Here is a 17,744-nt window from a genome sequence, read left to right on the forward strand (position 1 = left end):
GATCAGCCGTCGGCGAGCAGGCGGCGGGCGGCGGCCAGCACCTCCGGGTCCGCGCATCCGGCCGCGTACCCGGCGATCCGGCGGCGGATGTCGCGCCCGAGCAGCCACACCCCGATCCGCTCGGCCACCGGGCGCAGGAACGCCGGGCGGCAGCGGAAGTTGTACCGCCAGGTCGCGATCGTGGTGCCGGCCTCGGGGCCGGGCGCGAAGCGCCAGCCGCCGCCGAACCGCTCGAAGAACCACGGCCCGCGCACCATCTTCATGCCGACGTTCGTCGGCGGTGACCAGGAGACGTACTCGCTGACCATGACCAGGCCGTGCCGGGAGCGGGTGTACGTGCGCACGCCCCGGCCGGGCGCCGCCGCGCCGTCGACGAAGTGCTGCTCACGGACGAACGGATCCCAGCGGTAGCGGACCGGCGCGACCGTCTGGGAGACCGCGAACGCCAGCTCCGGCGGGATCGGGACCGTGGTGACCGCCTCGACGACCGGCATCAGCGCCTCGGCGTGACGGTGGCCAGCAGCTCCGGCTGCCGGCGGTCCAGTGTGTCCCCGGCGAGGTACGCGCCGAGCAGCGCCGCGCCCACCCCGTACGCCAGTCCGATCGGCAGCGCCAGCCACAGCCACACGTCGCCGAGCAGCGCGGCGGCCACCACGAACGGCACCGCCACCACCGCGGAGGCGACCATGGAAACCAGCGTGAGCAGGCCCTTGGTGAACCCCGCGCCGCTGTTCATGGCGAACGGGTTGCTCGACTCGGGCAGCGAGTAGGCGCCGAGCACCGACACGAACCCGTTGATCGCCAGCCCGCAGCCGTACGCGGCGGCCAACGCGCCACCCATCACGCCGAGCCATGCGGGACGCCCCAGGAAGAGCGCCAGCGCGACCGCGATCACGACGAGCATCGGCACCACGTAGATCGAGAACGCGGTCATCCGGGCCCGCAGCTCCACCCGCCCGGGCACCCCGGCGACCAGGTTCGCGGCGTACGAGCTGCCGTCAAAGCCGAACTGGTTGGCCAGCGTCAGCGACGCGAGCACCCCGACGAAGATCATGGAAAGGCTGACCAGCGCCGGTGAGGAGTCGCCGCCACCGAACTCCGCCCCGCCCTCGGTGGAGAACGAGACGCCGCCGAGGTTGACCATCACCGGTACGAACACACCGACCACGGCGACCGTGATGAGGTTGGCCCGCCGCCGCGCGTCCCGCCACCAGTAGCGGCACTCGCGGGCGACGAGCGCCCCGAACCGGTCCCGCCGCGCCCAGCCCACCGCGCGGGGGAACAACTGCGTGACCGCGCCGCCGGCCACGCCGCGCGGCGCGCGCGAAGGGCCGGCGCTCGCCGCGCCCACCATCGCCGACTCCAGCGACCGCGACCACCAGAACAGGAGTACGCCGAGCGTCGCGACCGCGATCAGCAGCTTCGCGACCGCCGCGCCGGCCCGGCCCTCGGCCACGTCGACGCCGACCGTCCACGGCGCGCCGAACGGCGTCCAGCCGACCACCCGGGCCACCCCGTCCAGCCGGTCCCAGTCGGTCTGCTGCACCGCGGCGAGCACCAGCAACTGCAACGGCCCGAGCAGGGCGGCCAGGACGGCGAGCAGCACCGCCGCCAGGTCGCGTACCCGGCGGGACCGCAGCATCGTGGCGAACGCGCTGGTCAGCGCGCGGGCCCCGGCCAGGCAGACCAGCAGCCCGGCGACCACGCCGAGCGCGCCGACCACTGCGGCTGACCAGCCGCCCAGCAGCCCGGCGGTGACCACCAGACCGGCCGCGGTGAGCGCCGTCGCCAGCGCGGGCACGCTCACCAGGGCGGCGGCGAGCAGGCCGGTGACCAGGGTGCGGCGGGACAACGGCAGCAGCGCGAACCGGGCCGGGTCGAGCGTCTCGTCCACGCCGAAGAAGACGAGCGGCAGGAGCAGCCAGCCGAGCGTGAGCAGACCACCGCCGAAGGCGGCCACCATCAGGGCGTACCGGGGCTCGTCGGCCAGGCCCGGCGTGGCGAGCAGGAAGAACCCGACGGCGGCGAACCAGAGCCCGAGCAGCAGGCCCAGCACGAACAGCGCGATCCGCCACTTCTGGCCCCGGAAGTTGTTGCCGAGCACCCGCAGCTTGAGCCGGACGAAGTGCCGGGACGACACGCGCCGGGCCGGCCGCTCGGGGGCGGTCACCGGGACAGCCACGACAGCTCCTCCCCGGTGGCGGTCCGGCCGCCCACGACCTCCACGAAGACGTCCTCCAGCGACCGGTCGCCGCGCACCTCGGTGAGCGTGCCGACCCGCTTGATCCGGCCCTCGGCCAGGATCGCCACGTGCGAGCAGAGCCGCTCGACCACCTCCATCACGTGACTGGAGAAGATCACCGTGCCGCCGCCGCTGACGTACCGGTGCAGGATGTCCCGGATCAGCGCGGCCGAGACCGGGTCGACCGCCTCGAACGGCTCGTCCAGCACCAGCAGGCGCGGGCCGTGCAGCAACGCGCAGGCCAGGCCGATCTTCTTCTTCATGCCGGCCGAGTAGTCGACGACGAGCGTGCGCCCGGCGTCGGAGAGCGCCAGCACGTCGAGCAGCTCCGCCGCCCGCTGGTCGACCACCGCCGGGTCCATGCCGCGCAACAGACCGTGGTACGCGAGCAGCTCCGCCCCGCTCAGCCGGTCGAAGAGGCGTACGCCGTCCGGCATCACGCCGAGCAGGCTCTTGGCGCGTACCGGGTCGGCCCAGACGTCGTACCCGAGCACCCGCGCCTCACCGGCGTCGGGCCGCAGCAGGCCGACGGCCATGGAGAGCGTGGTGGTCTTGCCGGCCCCGTTCGGTCCGAGCAGGCCGTAGAACGAGCCGGTCGGCACGGCGAGGTCGACGCCCGCCACCGCGATCTTGGTGTCGAAGCGCTTGGCCAGGCCACGAAGGGAGAGCGCGGGGTGCTGGTCGGTCATGGTCCGACCGTATCGGTCCCCGCCCAACGGCTGCTCGGACGGCAGGATGATCTCGCCTCATCCCTGAGAGGTACGAGTCGGATCGCCGACGGCGTGCAACCGCCCACCACGGCGGGGGGTGTCAGGCGTACGAACGGCAGCGGGGAGAGAGATGGATCCGGACAGTGGGTTCGAGGAGTTCTACCGGAACAGCAGACAACGCGTGGTGACAGTGCTGTACGCGCTCGGCGGCGACCGGAGCGAGGCACAGGACGCCGCCCAGGAGGCGTACGCGCGGGCCTGGCAGCGCTGGTCCCAGGTCGGCACGTACGACGACCCGGAGGCGTGGGTGCGCACCGTCGGGCACCGCCTGCTGGTCAACCGGTGGCGCAAGGTCCGCAACAGCGTGGTCGCCTACCGGCGGCACGGACCACCACCTCCGGTCCGGCCACCCTCCGAGAACACTGTCGCGCTGGTCAGCGCGTTGCGGCAGTTGTCGGCGGACCAGCGGCAGGCGATCGTCCTCTACCACCTGGCCGACCTGTCGGTCGCGGAGATCGCGGCGCAGATCGGCGTGCCGAGCGGCACCGTCAAGGCCCGCCTGGCCCGGGGCCGCAAGGCTCTCGCCGCCCTGCTCGACGTGAACTTCCCGGAGGAGGTCCGCAATGCCTGACCCGATCTTCTCCGACCTCTACCAGGACACCGAGGACCTGATCTGGGCGCCCACCGAGCAGGTGCGCCGCCGAGGGCGGCAACGGGCCCGGCGTACCCAGCTCGCCGCCGGCCTGGCCGCCGCGGTCGCCGTCGCGGTCGTGGCGACCGGTGTGGTGCTGGCCCGCCCGGACGCCGCACCGCCACCGGTGCCCCCGGCGACAGTCGATCCGATCACGCCGACGCCGGCGCCCACGCCGAGCACCACGCCGTCGGCCGAGCCGTCGGCGAGCGGGGCGCCGACGCCGAGTCGCACCGCGGGAGAGCCGGCCGCCAGCATCGGCGGCGGGCCGACCAGCCGTACGCCGAGCCGGACGATTCCGGCGGCGGCGACGCTCCAGCTCGCCGACCTGCCGACGGGCTTCACGATGCAGACGGGAAAGGTGGGCGGTGACTGGTCCCTGGAGTTCATGTCCTCCTTCTGCGTGAACGAGTCGCCGACGCTGTCCGACGGGGAGGTGGCCACCCGGTCGGTGGCGTTCAACTCGCCCACCGACTGGATCGTCCAGCGGGTGACCCGGCACTCGGGCACGTCCGCCACCACGGTGATGAAGAATCTCCGCAAGCTGGTCACGGGCTGCGAGATGGAGCAGCCGGGCGACTCGCTGTCGATCATGGCGGAGTCGCTCGGCGGTGACGACGGCGTTCTCGTGGGAAGCGACGTCGGAGGGCGGCCCGGTCGCTGGCTCGTCGTCCGGCAGGGCGATCTGGTGGCGCAGCTCCGCCTCGACTCCCAGACCACGCCCACCGAGGCCCGCCGTACCGCCCGGTCGGTGGCGAACCGGCTGTGTGCCGGCACGGACACCTGCTGACGGGTGCGCGGAGGTGAGGCGGGGCCGAGCGAGCGCGGCCCCGCCTCACAGGCGCAGCGACTCCGGGGTGTGCAGGCGGAGCATGGTGGCGCCGACGTCACGCGGGAGACGCCGTCGGCTGGCCATGGAGACGAGCACCATCACCGCGAACGCCAGCGGCACCGTCCACGCGGCCGGCTGTGTGGTGAGCGTCGCCGGCCATCCGGTCAGCGGCGGGCCGAGCACGGTGAGCAGGACCGCGCCGACCGCCGCGCCGCCGCCGACCAGCACCCCGGCGGCGGCGCCCAGGTCGGTCAGGCCGCGCCACCAGATGCCGAGCACCAGCAGCGGGCAGAAACTCGACGCGGCCACCGCGAACGCCAGCCCCACCACCTGCGAGACGTCCAGCCCGGAGACGTTCAGCGAGAGCAACGCCGGCACCCCGCCGGCGATCACCGTGGCGAGCCGGAAGCCGCGTACCGAGCCGCGGCCCAGCACGTCCGTGGAGATCACCCCGGCGACGCTGGTGAGCAGGCCGGACGAGGTGGACAGGAACGCCGCGAACGCGCCGGCCGCGACCAGCGCGGCGAGCAGCCGGCCGGTGGTGCCGTCGCCGAGCGCCGCCCCGGGCAGCAGCACCACCACCGCGTCGGTCTGGCCGCTGACAAGCAGTTGTGGCGTGTAGATGCGGCCCAGCACGCCGTAGACGGTGGGCAGCAGGTAGAAGACGCCGACGAGCGCCAGCACCACGAGCGTGGTGCGGCGGGCGGCGGCGCCGTCGGGGTTGGTGTAGAAGCGGACCAGCACGTGCGGCAGGCCCATGGTGCCGAGGAACGTGGCCAGGATCAGCGAGTACGTGGCGAACAGCCCTCTGTCGTTCTCCCCCGCCGTGTCCGGCAGCAGCCACTCGGCGGGGCCGGTCGCCGCGCCGGACACCTCCGGCACCGGGTCACCGGCGGCGAATTCGAGGCGGTCGCCGGGGCGTACCTCCCGGATGTCGCCGTCGGGCAGCGTGAGCGTCGCGCGGTGCTCGACCACGACTGTGGTCGCGGTCCGGAACGTCGGCCCGTCGGGCGGGGTCACCGCCGGGCGGGCGTCGGCCTGCCACTGCAACGCCAGGAAGATCGCGGGCACGGCGAGCGCGGTGAGCTTCAGCCAGTACTGGAACGCCTGCACGAAGGTGATCGCCCGCATGCCGCCCAGCGCCACGTTCGCGGTCACCACCACGGCGACCAGCAGCGCGCCGAGCGGGTACGGCGAGCCGGTGAGCGTGGCCAGGGTCAGCCCGGCGCCCTGCAACTGCGGCACCAGGTAGAGCCAGCCGATGAAGATCACGAAGACGGTGGCGAGCGTCCGCAGCCGCCGGGAGCCGAGCCGTACCTCGCAGAAGTCGGGCAGCGTGAACGCGCCGGAGCGGCGCAGCGGCGCGGCCACGAACAGCAGCAGCGCGAGGTATCCGGCGGCGAAGCCGACCGGGTACCAGAGCACGTCCACGCCGTACTTGAGGATCAGCCCGGCGACGCCGAGGAAGCTCGCGGCCGACAGGTACTCCCCGCCGATCGCGGCGGCGTTCCAGGTCGGGCTGACCGCCCGGGAGGCGACCAGGAAGTCCGACGTGGTGCGGGCCAGCCGCAGCCCGTAGAAACCGATGCCGACGGTGACCAGCGTGACGGCGACGATCGCCGGGACCACGTACCCGTTGGACATCAGCGTTCCGGCCGTCGGATCAGGTCGACGAAGTCCTGCTCGTTGCGTTCGGCCAGCCGCACGTACGCCCACCCGACCACGATCAGGAACGGGAAGGACACGACGCCGAGCAGCAGCCACGGCAGGTTGACCCCGAGCACCGTGACCCGGCCGACTGAGGGCGCGATGGCGAACAGCCACGGCAGGCCGCCGAGCCCGATCATCACCAGCAGGCTGAGCCGCAACGCGAGCGAGAGCTGGGCCCGCATCAGTCCCTGCACCAGCGTCTCGCCCACAGGGGTCTGCTGGGCCAGTTCGGAGCGGGTGCGGTCGGCCGGGCTGCCGGCCCGGGAGACCTCGGCCAGCACGATCCGGGTCCGCTGCGGGGTGGCGGCCGGCTGCGGGCTCTCCGGCTGCCGGGGGGCGGGCGCCGGCGACGCGCGCGGGCCGGGCACCGGGGCGGTCTCGACGGGCCGCCCCGGTGGATGCTGTTCCTCGGCTCCGGTCACCCCCGGCAGTCTCGCCCGCTGAGCCGAATTGTCAAGACCGCGTCGTTGCGCCCTGTGCACAACCTGTGGATAACGCTTCACCCCTGTGGATAACCCGGTGGACGGCGCGGAGTCGTTGTGGACGACCGGGCGGGGTGTCAGGGTGAGCCGGTAGAGAGGAGGTGTGACAGTGACCAGCCCGGCACGACCCGGCACCGGCGACGTCTGGACGGTGGACGACCTCCAGGACCTCCCCGAGGACGGCCAGGACTACGAGATCTTCGACGGGAGCCTGCTCGTGTCCCCACACGCCGACGTCCGGCACGGCGCGATCGCCAACCGTCTCCGCCGGCTCCTCGACCGGCAGGCTCCGGCCGGTCTGCTCGTCGGGCAGGACGTCGGCGTCAGCGCGAAGCGCTCCTCCTACTTCGTGCCGGACGTCTTCGTCGCCCGCGAGGAGGCACTGGAGCGGGGTGGCCCGGCCCTCGCCCCGGCCGACGTGCTGCTCGTGGTCGAGGTCGTCTCGCCCGGCAACGCCGGTCGTGACCTGGTCCTCAAGCGCCACGAGTACGGCGTGGCCGGCATCGCGCGTTACTGGCTCGTCGAGCCGCGCAAGGAGACCCTGACCGTGCTGGAGAACGTCGACGGCCGCTACCGCGAGTCGGTGGTGCTCTCCACCGCCGACGTGTACCGCGCCGACCAGCCGTTCCCGCTCGTCCTGCCGGTCGCCGAGATCTTCTGAGCGCCCTGATCCCGCCTGGGCGTCAGCCGAGTCCCACCCGTACCGGGTTCGAGGTCGCCGAGCCCAGCCAGGTGTGCGGGTTGCCGAACCAGCACCACCCGAGCTTCGGCGCGCCCTGACTGATCCAGAGCGCGGGCACCCGCCGGTCACCGCAGCGCGAGCCCACGAGCGAGAAGCACCTGTTGCTCGCCAGCGCCTCCGGGTACAGCGTGACGAACGCCAGACCTTCGTCGATGGTGATGGGGAGCCGGTCCTTCGCGGTCATGTCCTCCAGCGCGGCCGACGGCGCCACGTTGCGGTACTCCTCGCCCCGGTCCACGTCGAAGAGCAGGTACGCGGGCCCGGCCGGCACCTCCAGCTCCTTGATCGGGTGGAAGGTGGGCAGGTCGTCGGCGGGGAAGTTCCGGTCGAGGATGCCGGTCTTGCGCTTGCCGGCGAGCGTGGTGAGCGCGATCCGCTCCGGCACCGGCACCAGTTCCCGCGTGGTCACCAGCAGGAACGGCACCCGTCCCCCGGTGGGGCCTTGCAGCCCGGCGGAACCGGTGACCGCCGCGTCGCGCAGCGGGCTGAGCAGGGCGCGAAACGTCTCCTCGGTCTGCCCGGCCAGCGCCGGATAGCCGAGTTGAACGAGGCGGTCGAGCTGGCTGTCGAATTCTGCGGCGGCGTCGAAGCGGTCGTCGGACATGCGGTCCCCCACCCTGTCGTACGGTCTGCCGTACATTGTACGCCAGGGTTTGCGGTGACCCCTCCCTCAGCGACTCCAGTCCTGCTTCGCGGCACGGACCAGCTTGTCCTTCAGCTCCCGGGTGTGCCGGCGGCTCACCGGCAGCTCGGATCCGTCGATCACCACCACATAGCCGGAGTTGACCAGCCGCAACTCGGCGATGAGCCGCAACTGCACCAGGTACGAACGGTGGATCCGGACGAACCCGGCATCGGCCCAGCGCTCGGCCAGCGTCGCCAGCGAGACCCGGACCAGGTGCGACCCGTCCGCCGTGTGCAGGCGCGCGTAGTCGCCCTGCGCCTCCACCCACCGCACCGCCGAACGGGGCAGCATCCGGGTGGTGCCCGCCAGCTCGATCGGGATGGTCGGATCCTCCTCCGCCCGGGCCAGCGCGGCCGGGTGCGACGGCACCACCCGGGCGCCGATCACCCGGCGCAGCGACTCGGCCAGCCGCTCGGCGCGTACCGGCTTGCGGACGTAGTCGGTGGCGCCCAGGTCGAACGCGTCCACCGCGCCGTCGTCGTACGCGGTGACGAACACGATCGCCGGCGGACGGGCGAACCGGCGCAGCACCCGGGCCAGTTCCATGCCGTCCAGCCCCGGCATCCGGATGTCGAGGAACACCACGTCCACGTCGTCGTCGCGGAGCACCCGCAGCGCCTCTGTCGCGTCCCCCGCCGTGTGCAGCCGGGCCACCCGGGGATCGGCGCGCAGGTGGTACGCCAGCTCGTCCAGCGCGGGCGGCTCGTCGTCCACCGCCAGCACCCGAAGGAACCCCGTCACGAGGAAACCCGTACGCCGGGGTGGAACTTCGGCACCCGCATGCTCACCTTCGTACCCGAGCCGAGGCCGGTCTCGACGACCAGGCCGAACCCGTCCCCGAAGACCGACCGGAGCCGTTCGTCGACGTTCGAGAGACCGACGTGCTGCCCCGGGTCGTCGGCCGGGTCGCTGCCCGCCCCGGACAGCTCGGCGATCCCGGCGGTCAGCGTCGTCGGATCCATCCCCACCCCGTCGTCCTCCACCGTGATGTGACACTCCGCGCCCGCGTCCCGGGCCTCGATGCTCACCATGCCGGTGCCCGGCTTGCGGGACAACCCGTGGCGGACCGCGTTCTCCACGAGCGGCTGCAGGCAGAGGAACGGCAGCGTCACCGGCAGCACCTCGGGGGCGATCTGCAGGCGCACCTGGAGCCGCTCGCCGAACCGTGCCCGCTCGATGGTCAGGTAGCGGTCGATCGAGCGCAGCTCCTCGGCGAGCGTGGTGAACTCGCCGTGCGCCCGGAACGAGTAGCGGGTGAACTCGGCGAACTCCAGGATCAGCTCCCGGGCCCGCTCCGGGTCGGTACGCACGAACGAACCGATCGCGGTCAGCGCGTTGTAGATGAAGTGCGGGCTGATCTGGGCGCGCAACGCGCGCACCTCGGCCCGGGCGAGCCGCTCCCGCGACGACTCCAGCTCGGCCAGGGCGAGCTGGTCGCCCGCCCAGTGCGCGGTCTCCAGCGTGGCCTGCACCAGACCCGGGGCCGGCCGCTCGCCGGCCACCGCCACCAGCGCGCCGACCACCCGGCCGTCCGCGCGCAGCGGCGCCACCACCGCGCCGCGGACCGGGCAGTCGACCAGGTCGCAGCGCAGCTCCGACTCGCCCAGCACTGTGGAACGCCCGCTGCCGACCGCGCGCCGGGCCGCCGCGACCAGTTGATCGCCGTGGTGCGCGCCCTGCCCGTCGACGGCGAGCAGCGTGTCCCGGTCCGTCAGCGCCAGCCCGGCCGCGCCCACCAGGGCCCGCAGATGGCGTACGGCCTTCGCCGCGTCCGCGGCGGTCAGCCCGGCGCGCAGCGGCTCGGCGGCGAGCCCGGCGGTGTGCAGCACCTCGTACGTGGCGCGCTGCGTCGCCGTGGCGATGCCCCGTCGGCCACGCAGCCGCAGCACCGCCCAGAGCGCCGCCGCCAACGCGGTCACGAGCGAGACGACGGCGAAGACGGCGGAGAGGTTGCCACCCACGCAGCGATCCTGCCGGGTGCCGGCCCGGTAGCGCTAGTACGCGCCCTTGCGGGCCAGCACCACGCCCACGGTCCGCCACAGGATGCTCAGGTCGTACGCCAGCGACCAGTTGTCGACGTAGTAGAGGTCGAGCCGGACCGCCTCGTCCCAGGACAGGTCGGAGCGGCCGGACACCTGCCACAGCCCGGTCATGCCCGGCCGGACCAGCAGCCGGCGGCGTACGTCGCCGAGGAAGTCGCCGTCGTCGGCGGGCAGCGGGCGCGGGCCGACGAGCGACATCTCGCCCCACAGCACGTTGATCAGCTGGGGCAGCTCGTCCAGCGACGTGGCCCGCAGGAAGCGGCCCACCGGGAAGACCCGGGGGTCCTGCTTCATCTTGAACAGCATGCCGTCGGTCTCGTTCCGGTCGACCAGACCGGCGAGCCGCTCCTCGGCGTCGACGTACATGGTCCGGAACTTCCAGACCCGGAACGTCCGCCCCTCGTGCCCGACGCGGGGCTGGCGGAAGAAGACCGGCCCGGGGTCCGAGATCCGGATGGCCAGGGCGATGGCGGCGAAGAGCGGGACCAGCATCAGCAGGCCCAGGCCGGCGGCCACCCGGTCCATCAGGTTCTTGACCAGCAGCGCCGGCCCGGACAGGGTCGGCTCCTCGACGTGCAGCAGCGGCAGGCCCTCGATCGGGCGGATGTGCACCCGGGGACCGGCGATGTCGGTGAGCTGGGGCGCGACCACCAGGTCGACGCCGGAGCCCTCCAGCTGCCAGGCCAGGCGGCGCAGCTCGCCCGGCTCGGCGCTGGCCGAGCCGCAGACCGCGATGGTGTCGCCGCCGACCTCACGTACCAGGGCGAGCACGTCGCGGCCCGCGTACACCGGCACCGGGGTCTCCAGGCCGCGGGCGGCGGCGTACCCGTCGGTGAGGTGGATGGCCACCGGGATCAGGCCGACCGACGGGTGCCGGGTGACAGTGGTGTAGACCTCCAGGCACTCGGGCAGCGTGCCGACGAGCACCATCCGGTGCCCGGCGTGCCCGAACCGGCGGCGCAGCCCGTGCAGGGCGGCCCGGGCGATCATGCGGCCGAGCACGATCAGCAACATCGCGCCGAGCAGCGCGAAGCCGACCGTCCACCGGGACAGGGAGTAGGTCTTCGTGGCGAAGGCGATGAACGAGACCGCCGCCGCCACCGCCACGCCGGCCCGGATCACCCGCTTGAATTCGTCCGGGCCGAGCCCCAGGTAGCGCCGGTCGTAGGCCCGGTTGCCCCAGAGGAAGAGCAGCCAGCCGAGCGGCAGGAGCACGAACGCCACGGTGTAGAACCAGGCTTGCGGGGAGTTGCGGAAGCCCGAGTCGGCCTGCTCGAAGATCTGCACGGCCAGGAAGCTGGCCAGAGCCGCCGCGCCGAAGTCGAGCAGCAGCAGGAACAGGATGTAGGGCCGGTGCCACCGGGAGACCCGGCGCCGGGCGCGGGCCCACGCCGACCGGGGTACGCCGTTGTGCGACGGCGGAGTCGGCGGCTGGATCTCAAAGCTGTCGACGTGCCGCACGCTCTTGCTCCGGCCTCTGTCGGTTACCGGGCGCTGGAGGCTTGTCGTCACCTCAACCCATGTCCTCCCGCATGACCCGCACCCTCACTCGCCGTGAGGATCCGGGTCGCTCACCGTCCCAGTCTCCCACGCGGGCCCGGCCCGGACCGGCCCCCGCGAAGAAGCCGTGCCGCTGGTGCTCGGTGAGATCTGGCCGGCTCCGAATCAGTTGTGAAGCCGGGGACCGAGCCACTATACCGATGGATGACCACTCGGGTAGAGGGGCGGACCCGGACCTTCGGTGATCCCGGGTCGATTCCACTCAGTAATCGCCGGGTGCGGTTACTCACCGTACGAGACGGGACAACCTTCGGTCAGCCAGCGGCTTCCCGCCGGTCTGACATGTGGGGCAGTACTGGAGGCTCGAATCGGCGAACGAGACCTCACGCACCGTGTCGCCGCAGACCGGACACGGCAGGCCCTTGCGGGCGTGCACCTTGAGCCCGGAGCGCTTCTCGCCCTTCAGCTCCGCCGCCCGCTGGCCCATCGACCGGCGTACCGCGTCGCCGAGGACCGTGCGCGTCGCCGCGTGCAGGCCGGCGAGCTGGTCGTCGGTGAGCCGGTCGGTGATCGCGAACGGCGACAGCCGCGCCGCGTGCAGGATCTCGTCGGAGTACGCGTTACCCACCCCGGCGAGCACCGACTGGTCGGTCAGCACGCCCTTCACCTGGCCCCGGCGACTGCGCAGCCGCTCGGCGAAGGTCGGCAGATCCGCCTCCAGCGCGTCCGGCCCGAGCTTCGCCACACCCGGCACCAGCGCCGGGTCGGTGACCAGATAGGCGGCCAGCTTCTTCTGGGTGCCCGCCTCGGTCAGGTCGAAGCCGGAGCCGTCGTCGAGGCGTACCCGCACCGCGATCGGGCCCTTGCCGGGCCGCAGCGGGGTCGCCGCCGGGAACGCCTCCCGGTAGTGCAGCCAGCCTGCCCGGGCCAGGTGGACCACCAGGTGCAGTCCCTCGTCGAACCGGACATCGAGGAACTTGCCGTACCGGCCGGCGCCGGTGATCGTACGGCCGGCGACAGTGCTCGGCGGCGGGTCGTACGTCTTGAGCGCGCTGATCGCGGCGACCTCGAACCGCTCCACGCGGCGGCCCACCGCACGCTCGCGCAGGTAACCGGCGAGCGCTTCCACCTCCGGAAGTTCGGGCATCGTCCAACGGTAGCCTTCTTTCCCGTGAGAATCGTGGTGGCGCACAACCGGTACCGGGAAGCCCAGCCCTCCGGCGAGAACACCATCGTCGACGCGGAGGTCGCCCAGCTGACCGCCGCCGGCGTGGAGGTGCTGCCGTTCCTGCGCAGCTCCGACGAGATCCCGTCGATGTCCAAGCCGGCCAAGGCGCTGCTGCCGATCTCGCCGATCTGGGCCCCGAAGGCCCAGCACGACCTCGACCGCCTGCTGACCGAGCACCGGCCGGATGTGCTGCACCTGCACAACCCGTACCCTCTGCTCTCGCCGTGGGTGGTGCGGACCGCGCACAAGCGCGGGGTGCCGGTGGTGCAGACGGTGCACAACTACCGGCAGGTCTGCTCCTCCGGGCTGTACTTCCGTGACGGCGTGATCTGCCAGGACTGCCGGGGCCGGGCGCTGGGCGTGCCGGCGATCGTGCACCGTTGCTACCGCAACTCGCGGGCGCAGAGCGCGCTGATGGCGACCACGCTCGCCGTGCACCGCCCGACCTGGAAGTCGGTGGACCGGTACATCGCGCTCACCACGGCTGTGGCTGATCATCTGCGCGACTACGGCATCCCGGACGAGCGGATCGTGGTCAAGCCGAACGCGGTACCCGACCCGGGCACACCGGCGCCGGTCGGGAACGGCTTCCTCTTCATGGGGCGGCTCAGCCCGGAGAAGGGGCTGGACCTGCTGCTCGCCGCGTGGCGGCGGCATCCGGTGGGTGCGCTCGGCCCGCTGCGCATCGCCGGTGACGGCGAGCTGCGCCCGCTCGCCGAGGCGGCCGCCGCGGAGCGGCCCGACGTTCTCTACCTGGGCCAGCTCGACCGCTCCGGGGTACGCGCGGCGCTGGCCGACAGCTCCGTGGTGCTGGCCACCTCCACCTGGCACGACGTGCTGCCCACCGTGATCATCGAGGCGCTGGCGTCCGGGCGGCCGGTGCTCGGCACCGCGCTGGGCGGCATCCCGTACCTGGTGGGTGCGGACGGCCCGCGCGAGCCCGCCGGCACCGGCCCGGCCGAGGTGGCCACCGCCGCGCCCGGCGACGGGCATGTCGCGTTGCCGGTCGGGGTGCAGCGCGGCGAGGCGGGTTGGGTGGTGGCGCCGGAGGCGGACGCGCTGGCCGCCGCGCTGCCGCTGGCCGCCGCCGAGGCGACAGCGCTGGCTCCGGCGGCCCGGAGCCGGTACGAGCGCACGTTCCACCCCGACGTGATCACCAAGCGCCTGATCGACATCTACGCCGGCCTGGCCGCCCCCGGAGGCCGCCCCGCGCGCTGAGCCCAGGTGTGCTGAGCCCGGGTGTTAGGAAGGGCCCCTTTTTATGCACGAGGCGTTAAGAAGGGGCCCTTCCTTACCGCAGGGAGGCGCGGGCGGAGAAGGCGATGCTCGCCAGCAGGAAGCCGCCGTTGACGATCGTGAACGCGACCATCACCCAGAACGCCAGCGCGGGCGCGAAAGCCAGCACCAGGCCGGCCACGAAGATCACCGCGCCGTAGTCGCGGACCAGCTTCACCAGGCGTACCGGGAGCGAGGTCGAGGTGACCATGCTCGCCGCGTTCGGCCCGGACTGCATCACCGACGTCACCAGGTTGACCATCCAGGTGCCCGCGAACACCGCCACCAGCCAGACCGGCGTGGACGGGCGCTGCGCCACCGCCGTCGCGCCGATGGCCGCGACCAGCGCGATCTGGGCGGCCACGTCGCAGAGCACGTCGATCCGGGCGCCGGCCGCGCTGCCCTGCCCGGTCACCCGGGCGAGCTGCCCGTCGGCGCAGTCCAGCGCGTACGCGATCTGCCACGCGACCAGCGCGAACAGCCCGACCGCCCAGGCCGCAACGGTGCCGGCGGCCACGTCGTCGGCGAGCGCCACCACGGTGACCGAGGCGGCCAGCCCCAGCACCAGGTTGGCCAGCGTCAGCGCGGTCGGGCGCAACCCCAGGCGCTGGGCGGCAAGCGCGAAGGCCGCCCCGATCCACTGACTGATCGACTCGCTGAACAAGCCGCCTCCCCGGTTGACCCGGTGGAAGTCGGCGACTGTGGGACGGGGCTCAGCCAATGTGGTCGCGGAGGGCACCGGCGTAGTCTGCCAGCCGCTCCCGCGTCTCGGTAGCGGACATCGCGAGGTGTTCGAGGATGGTGTAACGGTCCGGCCGGGTGGCCGGCGCGAACTGCACCGCCTCCACGAACTGGTCGTCGGTCAGCTCGACCTCGGCCGGCAGCCGGGGCAGCCCGTGCCGGGTCAGGCAAGCCGCCATCTCGGCGAACCGGCGCTCGTCGCCGCGCAGGTACGTGCAGAACAGCGCGCCGAGCCCGGCCAGCTCGCCGTGCGAGGCGGTGCCGGGGAAGAGCGCGTCGATCGCGTGCATGATCTCGTGGCAGCCGCCGCTGCACGGCCGGCTGGTGCCCTCGATCGCCATCGCCAGGCCACTGGAGATCAGCGCGTCGGCGAGCACCGTGACGAAGCCGTCGTCGTTCATGTCACCCGGGTGGTTGAGCACCGCCTCGGCGCCCGCGCGCGACAGCGAGGCGGCCAGCCCGTCGACCCGCTCACCGCGGACCCGCCGGGCCAGTTCCCAGTCCGCCAGCGCGCTGACGTTGCTGACCACGTCGCCGATGCCGGCCCGGTTGTGCCGCTCCGGCCCGGCCTCCACGAAGTCCAGGTCCACGATCACCGCGATCGGGATGTGCACCCCGTAGGACCCCTTCAGGCCCTCGGTGATCAGGCTCGCCACCGGGGAGGCGATGCCGTCGTTGGCGAGGCTCGTCGCCACCGACACCATCGGCAGCCCGCGCCGGGTCGCCGCGTACTTGGCCACGTCGATCGTCTTGCCGCCGCCGATGCCGACCACCGCGTCGTACGACCGGGCGCGCAGCTTCGTCCCCAGGTCGTCGGCGGCGTCCAGCGTCCCCCCGGCCACGGTGAACACGTCGGCCGAGCGCAACGACGGCCGGATCAGCTCGGCGATCCGTTCGCCCTGCCCCGGCCCGACCACCACGGCGACGTCGCCACCGGCGGAGATCCGCCCGTCGGAGAGGATCGCCGCCAGGTCGGCCACCGCGCCCCGCCGCACGTCGATGTGCAGCGGGGTGAGGACGCTGCGGGCTAGTAGCGGCACGCGATCTCCCGCGCCCGGGCCAGATCGGCGTGGTTGTCGACCTCGACCCAGGAGACGTCACCGATCGGGGCCGCCCGCACCTCGCCGCCGCGCTCGGCGAACTCCTGGTAGCCGTCCTCGTAGTAGAGGTTCGGGTCGCGCCGCCAGGTCGCCTCCAGCGCGTCCGCGAGCGGCTCGGCCACCTGCGGCTCGATCAGCGTCGCGCCGATGTACTCGCCGTACGCCTCGCCCGGGTCCATCAACTTGGTGATGCGGGTGAGCTGGCCGGCGGCGTCGAAGGTGGTCTTCATCTCCTCCTCGGCCAGCGGCTTGAGCGTGTCCACGGCGAGCAGGATGCCCGGCCCGCGCTCGGCCAGCAGCGTCTTCTCCACGCTCACCGGGTGCACGGTGTCGCCGTTGACGAGCAACACGCCCCGGGAGAAGTACTCGCGCGCCAGCCACAGCGAGTACGCGTTGTTCCACTCCTCGGCCTTGTCGTTGTGGACCAGGGTGAGCGTGACGCCGTACTTCTCCTCCAGGGCGGCCTGCCGCTGCCGCACCGCGTCGGCCGCGTAGCCGACCACGATCACGACCTCGTTCAGCCCCACCTCGGCGAGGTTGCGCAGCGCGATGTCGAGGATGGTGGTCTCCCCGTCGACCGGCACCAGGGCCTTGGGCAGGGTGTCGGTGTACGGCCGCAGCCGGCGCCCCGCTCCCGCGGCGAGCACCATCCCGATCATGCCGACACGCTCCTCTTCTCGACCCGATTCCACCCGGCGAGGATATCGCCGGGCGCCGACCGGCAGTGGTTCAGCCCGTCAGCCCGATCGAACGCAGCGCGGCGAAGCCGTCCTCGGCGATCCGCCGGATCAGCCCGTCGTTGACGTTCCGGTGCTCGTCGAGCAGGTCGACGTCCGACTCCGCCAGCCAGCGGAACTCGGTGTGCTTGCCGGCCTCCAGCCGAGGGCGGCTCAGGTCGCCGTCCACCCGGACCAGGAAGTCGGTCTCCACCCGGGTCAGCCCGTCGTCGGCGGTGTAACGGTATTCGCCGACCAGGCCGAGCACGTGCGACACGGACCAGCCGGTCTCCTCGGTGACCTCCCGGCGCAGCGCGTCGTCGATCTCCTCGCCCGGTTCGAGGTGGCCGCCGACGATGTCCCAGCAGTTCGGAAAGAGGCGTCGGTCGGGGGATCGGCGTTGGATGAAGATGCGGCCGTCGTCGTCGACGATCAGCGCGCCGGCGCAGCGCAGGGGCTCGGTGGGCACCCTCCGACAGTAGCCATCCGCGCCGCCTCCGGCGATGCCCGTCCTTGTCCCGGTACGCATAGAGGGCCCACCATGTCCGTACTCAGTCGCCGTCCCACAGGGGTGATGTGTGATGCAGGTACGCGAAGCGATGTCCAGCGAGGTACTCGTGGTCGGGCCGGAGCACACGCTCCGGCAGGCGGCCCGGATGATGTCGGCCCGCGGTGTCGGGTCGGCGGTCGTGATCGACCCGGACTCCGAAGGGGTCGGGATCATGACCGAACGCGACGTGCTGAAGGCGATCGGTGCCGGGCTCGACCCGGATGTCGAGCGCACCGGCGCGCACCTGACCTGGGACGTCGTCTACGCCGGCCCGGACTGGACGGTCGAGGAGGCCGCCGCGGCGATGGCCCGGGGCGGTTTCCGGCACCTGGTCGTGCTCGACGGGCGTGAGGTGGCTGGAGTGATCTCGGTACGGGATCTGATGCGGGTCTGGGCGGGGCAGCACGCGCCGACCCGGAGCTGAACCGGGCCGGCGCGACGGGCGCCGGAGAAGGGCGATGGCCCGGCCGATACCGGCCGGGCCATCGTCGTGTGTGT

General features: G+C 72.8%; 19 protein-coding genes. 5 read left to right on the forward strand and 14 right to left on the reverse strand.

The genetic code is table 11. The features are described 5' to 3' along the window. Positions 1-2: 2 nt before the first annotated feature. Genes DQE82_RS26385 through DQE82_RS26395 form a run of 3 tightly spaced genes read right to left on the reverse strand, consistent with a single transcriptional unit; the run spans position 3 to position 2,931 of the window. Entirely contained in the window at positions 3-494 is a 492-nt protein-coding gene (locus tag DQE82_RS26385) for an SRPBCC family protein (RefSeq protein ID WP_113974507.1), read from the reverse strand. Continuing rightward, positions 494-2,182: a hypothetical protein gene (locus DQE82_RS26390; RefSeq protein ID WP_064448093.1), complete on the reverse strand. Its 1,689-nt coding sequence runs from the start codon at positions 2,180-2,182 to the stop codon at positions 494-496. The genes DQE82_RS26385 and DQE82_RS26390 overlap by 1 nt, the downstream gene beginning before the upstream one ends. Next, positions 2,167-2,931 carry an ABC transporter ATP-binding protein gene (locus DQE82_RS26395; RefSeq protein ID WP_043327744.1) on the reverse strand — a complete coding sequence of 255 codons (765 nt, stop codon included), beginning with the start codon at positions 2,929-2,931 and terminating at the stop codon, positions 2,167-2,169. The genes DQE82_RS26390 and DQE82_RS26395 overlap by 16 nt, the downstream gene beginning before the upstream one ends. A 151-nt stretch (positions 2,932-3,082) precedes the next feature. On the opposite strand from DQE82_RS26395, the gene DQE82_RS26400 reads away from it, so the two are divergent. Together DQE82_RS26400 and DQE82_RS31245 are read left to right on the forward strand one after the other, a co-directional pair. Further along, positions 3,083-3,583: a SigE family RNA polymerase sigma factor gene (locus DQE82_RS26400; RefSeq protein WP_043327745.1), complete on the forward strand. Its 501-nt coding sequence runs from the start codon at positions 3,083-3,085 to the stop codon at positions 3,581-3,583. Next, entirely contained in the window at positions 3,576-4,433 is an 858-nt protein-coding gene (locus DQE82_RS31245; RefSeq protein ID WP_233514791.1) for a hypothetical protein, read from the forward strand. Before DQE82_RS26400 ends, DQE82_RS31245 begins: the two co-directional genes overlap by 8 nt. Positions 4,434-4,478: 45 nt before the next feature. On the opposite strand, the gene DQE82_RS26410 is transcribed toward DQE82_RS31245, so the two are convergent. Together DQE82_RS26410 and DQE82_RS26415 are read right to left on the reverse strand one after the other, a co-directional pair. Next, a complete protein-coding gene (locus DQE82_RS26410) occupies positions 4,479-6,119 on the reverse strand; it encodes a cation acetate symporter (RefSeq protein ID WP_113974508.1) in 1,641 nt (546 codons plus the stop codon). Beyond that, the gene (locus DQE82_RS26415; RefSeq protein ID WP_051611565.1) at positions 6,119-6,469 is read right to left on the reverse strand and encodes a hypothetical protein; all 351 of its coding nucleotides are present in this window, start codon (positions 6,467-6,469) and stop codon (positions 6,119-6,121) included. Before DQE82_RS26415 ends, DQE82_RS26410 begins: the two co-directional genes overlap by 1 nt. A gap of 307 nt (positions 6,470-6,776) precedes the next feature. Here DQE82_RS26415 and DQE82_RS26420 point away from each other — a divergent pair, with 307 nt between their 5' ends. Continuing rightward, the gene (locus tag DQE82_RS26420) at positions 6,777-7,328 is read left to right on the forward strand and encodes a Uma2 family endonuclease (RefSeq protein ID WP_158560014.1); all 552 of its coding nucleotides are present in this window, start codon (positions 6,777-6,779) and stop codon (positions 7,326-7,328) included. Positions 7,329-7,350: 22 nt separating this feature from the next. Here DQE82_RS26420 and DQE82_RS26425 read toward each other — a convergent pair whose 3' ends face one another. The 5 genes from DQE82_RS26425 to DQE82_RS26445 form a co-directional block, all read right to left on the reverse strand. Then, positions 7,351-8,013, reverse strand: a complete 663-nt coding sequence (locus tag DQE82_RS26425; protein WP_233514792.1) for a DUF5701 family protein — start codon at positions 8,011-8,013, stop codon at positions 7,351-7,353. Between the two features lie 66 nt (positions 8,014-8,079). Further along, positions 8,080-8,835: a LytTR family DNA-binding domain-containing protein gene (locus DQE82_RS26430; protein ID WP_113974511.1), complete on the reverse strand. Its 756-nt coding sequence runs from the start codon at positions 8,833-8,835 to the stop codon at positions 8,080-8,082. Beyond that, on the reverse strand, positions 8,832-10,055 hold the full coding sequence (locus DQE82_RS26435) for a histidine kinase (protein ID WP_064448098.1): 1,224 nt from the start codon (positions 10,053-10,055) through the stop codon (positions 8,832-8,834). Before DQE82_RS26435 ends, DQE82_RS26430 begins: the two co-directional genes overlap by 4 nt. A gap of 33 nt (positions 10,056-10,088) precedes the next feature. After that, positions 10,089-11,597, reverse strand: coding sequence for a sugar transferase (locus DQE82_RS26440; protein ID WP_064448099.1), 1,509 nt, complete (start codon positions 11,595-11,597; stop codon positions 10,089-10,091). A 325-nt stretch (positions 11,598-11,922) separates the two neighbouring features. Beyond that, on the reverse strand, positions 11,923-12,783 hold the full coding sequence (locus DQE82_RS26445) for an Fpg/Nei family DNA glycosylase (protein ID WP_113974512.1): 861 nt from the start codon (positions 12,781-12,783) through the stop codon (positions 11,923-11,925). A 24-nt stretch (positions 12,784-12,807) separates the two neighbouring features. Here DQE82_RS26445 and DQE82_RS26450 point away from each other — a divergent pair, with 24 nt between their 5' ends. Next, positions 12,808-14,082 (forward strand): glycosyltransferase family 4 protein, encoded by a 1,275-nt coding sequence (locus DQE82_RS26450; protein WP_113974513.1) that lies wholly within the window; start codon positions 12,808-12,810, stop codon positions 14,080-14,082. Positions 14,083-14,155: 73 nt separating this feature from the next. Here the strand turns inward: DQE82_RS26450 and DQE82_RS26455 are convergent, their stop codons facing one another. The 4 genes from DQE82_RS26455 to DQE82_RS26470 all read right to left on the reverse strand — a co-directional run bounded on the left by DQE82_RS26455 (position 14,156) and on the right by DQE82_RS26470 (position 17,165). Further along, complete coding sequence (locus DQE82_RS26455) at positions 14,156-14,878, reverse strand: CDP-alcohol phosphatidyltransferase family protein (protein ID WP_113974514.1); 723 nt, start codon at positions 14,876-14,878, stop codon at positions 14,156-14,158. Beyond that, positions 14,853-15,920, reverse strand: coding sequence for an iron-containing alcohol dehydrogenase family protein (locus tag DQE82_RS26460; RefSeq protein WP_113974515.1), 1,068 nt, complete (start codon positions 15,918-15,920; stop codon positions 14,853-14,855). Before DQE82_RS26460 ends, DQE82_RS26455 begins: the two co-directional genes overlap by 26 nt. Next, on the reverse strand, positions 15,908-16,639 hold the full coding sequence (locus DQE82_RS26465; protein WP_043327756.1) for a sugar phosphate nucleotidyltransferase: 732 nt from the start codon (positions 16,637-16,639) through the stop codon (positions 15,908-15,910). The genes DQE82_RS26460 and DQE82_RS26465 overlap by 13 nt, the downstream gene beginning before the upstream one ends. A 70-nt stretch (positions 16,640-16,709) precedes the next feature. Continuing rightward, positions 16,710-17,165, reverse strand: coding sequence for an NUDIX domain-containing protein (locus DQE82_RS26470; RefSeq protein WP_223201280.1), 456 nt, complete (start codon positions 17,163-17,165; stop codon positions 16,710-16,712). A gap of 112 nt (positions 17,166-17,277) precedes the next feature. On the opposite strand from DQE82_RS26470, the gene DQE82_RS26475 reads away from it, so the two are divergent. Beyond that, on the forward strand, positions 17,278-17,670 hold the full coding sequence (locus DQE82_RS26475; RefSeq protein WP_030499400.1) for a cyclic nucleotide-binding/CBS domain-containing protein: 393 nt from the start codon (positions 17,278-17,280) through the stop codon (positions 17,668-17,670). The last annotated feature ends 74 nt before the right edge of the window (positions 17,671-17,744 follow it).

This window comes from Micromonospora sp. LHW51205 (assembly GCF_003315815.1).
Classification (GTDB): Bacteria; Actinomycetota; Actinomycetes; order Mycobacteriales; family Micromonosporaceae; genus Micromonospora; species Micromonospora chalcea.

Coding starts and splice junctions, on each gene's coding strand:
- DQE82_RS26385 (WP_113974507.1), bottom strand. CDS start 494: ATGCCGGTCGTCGAGGCGGTCACCACGGTCCCGATCCCGCCGGAGCTG.
- DQE82_RS26395 (WP_043327744.1), bottom strand. CDS start 2,931: ATGACCGACCAGCACCCCGCGCTCTCCCTTCGTGGCCTGGCCAAGCGC.
- DQE82_RS26400 (WP_043327745.1), top strand. CDS start 3,083: ATGGATCCGGACAGTGGGTTCGAGGAGTTCTACCGGAACAGCAGACAA.
- DQE82_RS31245 (WP_233514791.1), top strand. CDS start 3,576: ATGCCTGACCCGATCTTCTCCGACCTCTACCAGGACACCGAGGACCTG.
- DQE82_RS26410 (WP_113974508.1), bottom strand. CDS start 6,119: ATGTCCAACGGGTACGTGGTCCCGGCGATCGTCGCCGTCACGCTGGTC.
- DQE82_RS26425 (WP_233514792.1), bottom strand. CDS start 8,013: ATGTCCGACGACCGCTTCGACGCCGCCGCAGAATTCGACAGCCAGCTC.
- DQE82_RS26445 (WP_113974512.1), bottom strand. CDS start 12,783: ATGCCCGAACTTCCGGAGGTGGAAGCGCTCGCCGGTTACCTGCGCGAG.
- DQE82_RS26465 (WP_043327756.1), bottom strand. CDS start 16,639: ATGATCGGGATGGTGCTCGCCGCGGGAGCGGGGCGCCGGCTGCGGCCG.
- DQE82_RS26475 (WP_030499400.1), top strand. CDS start 17,278: ATGCAGGTACGCGAAGCGATGTCCAGCGAGGTACTCGTGGTCGGGCCG.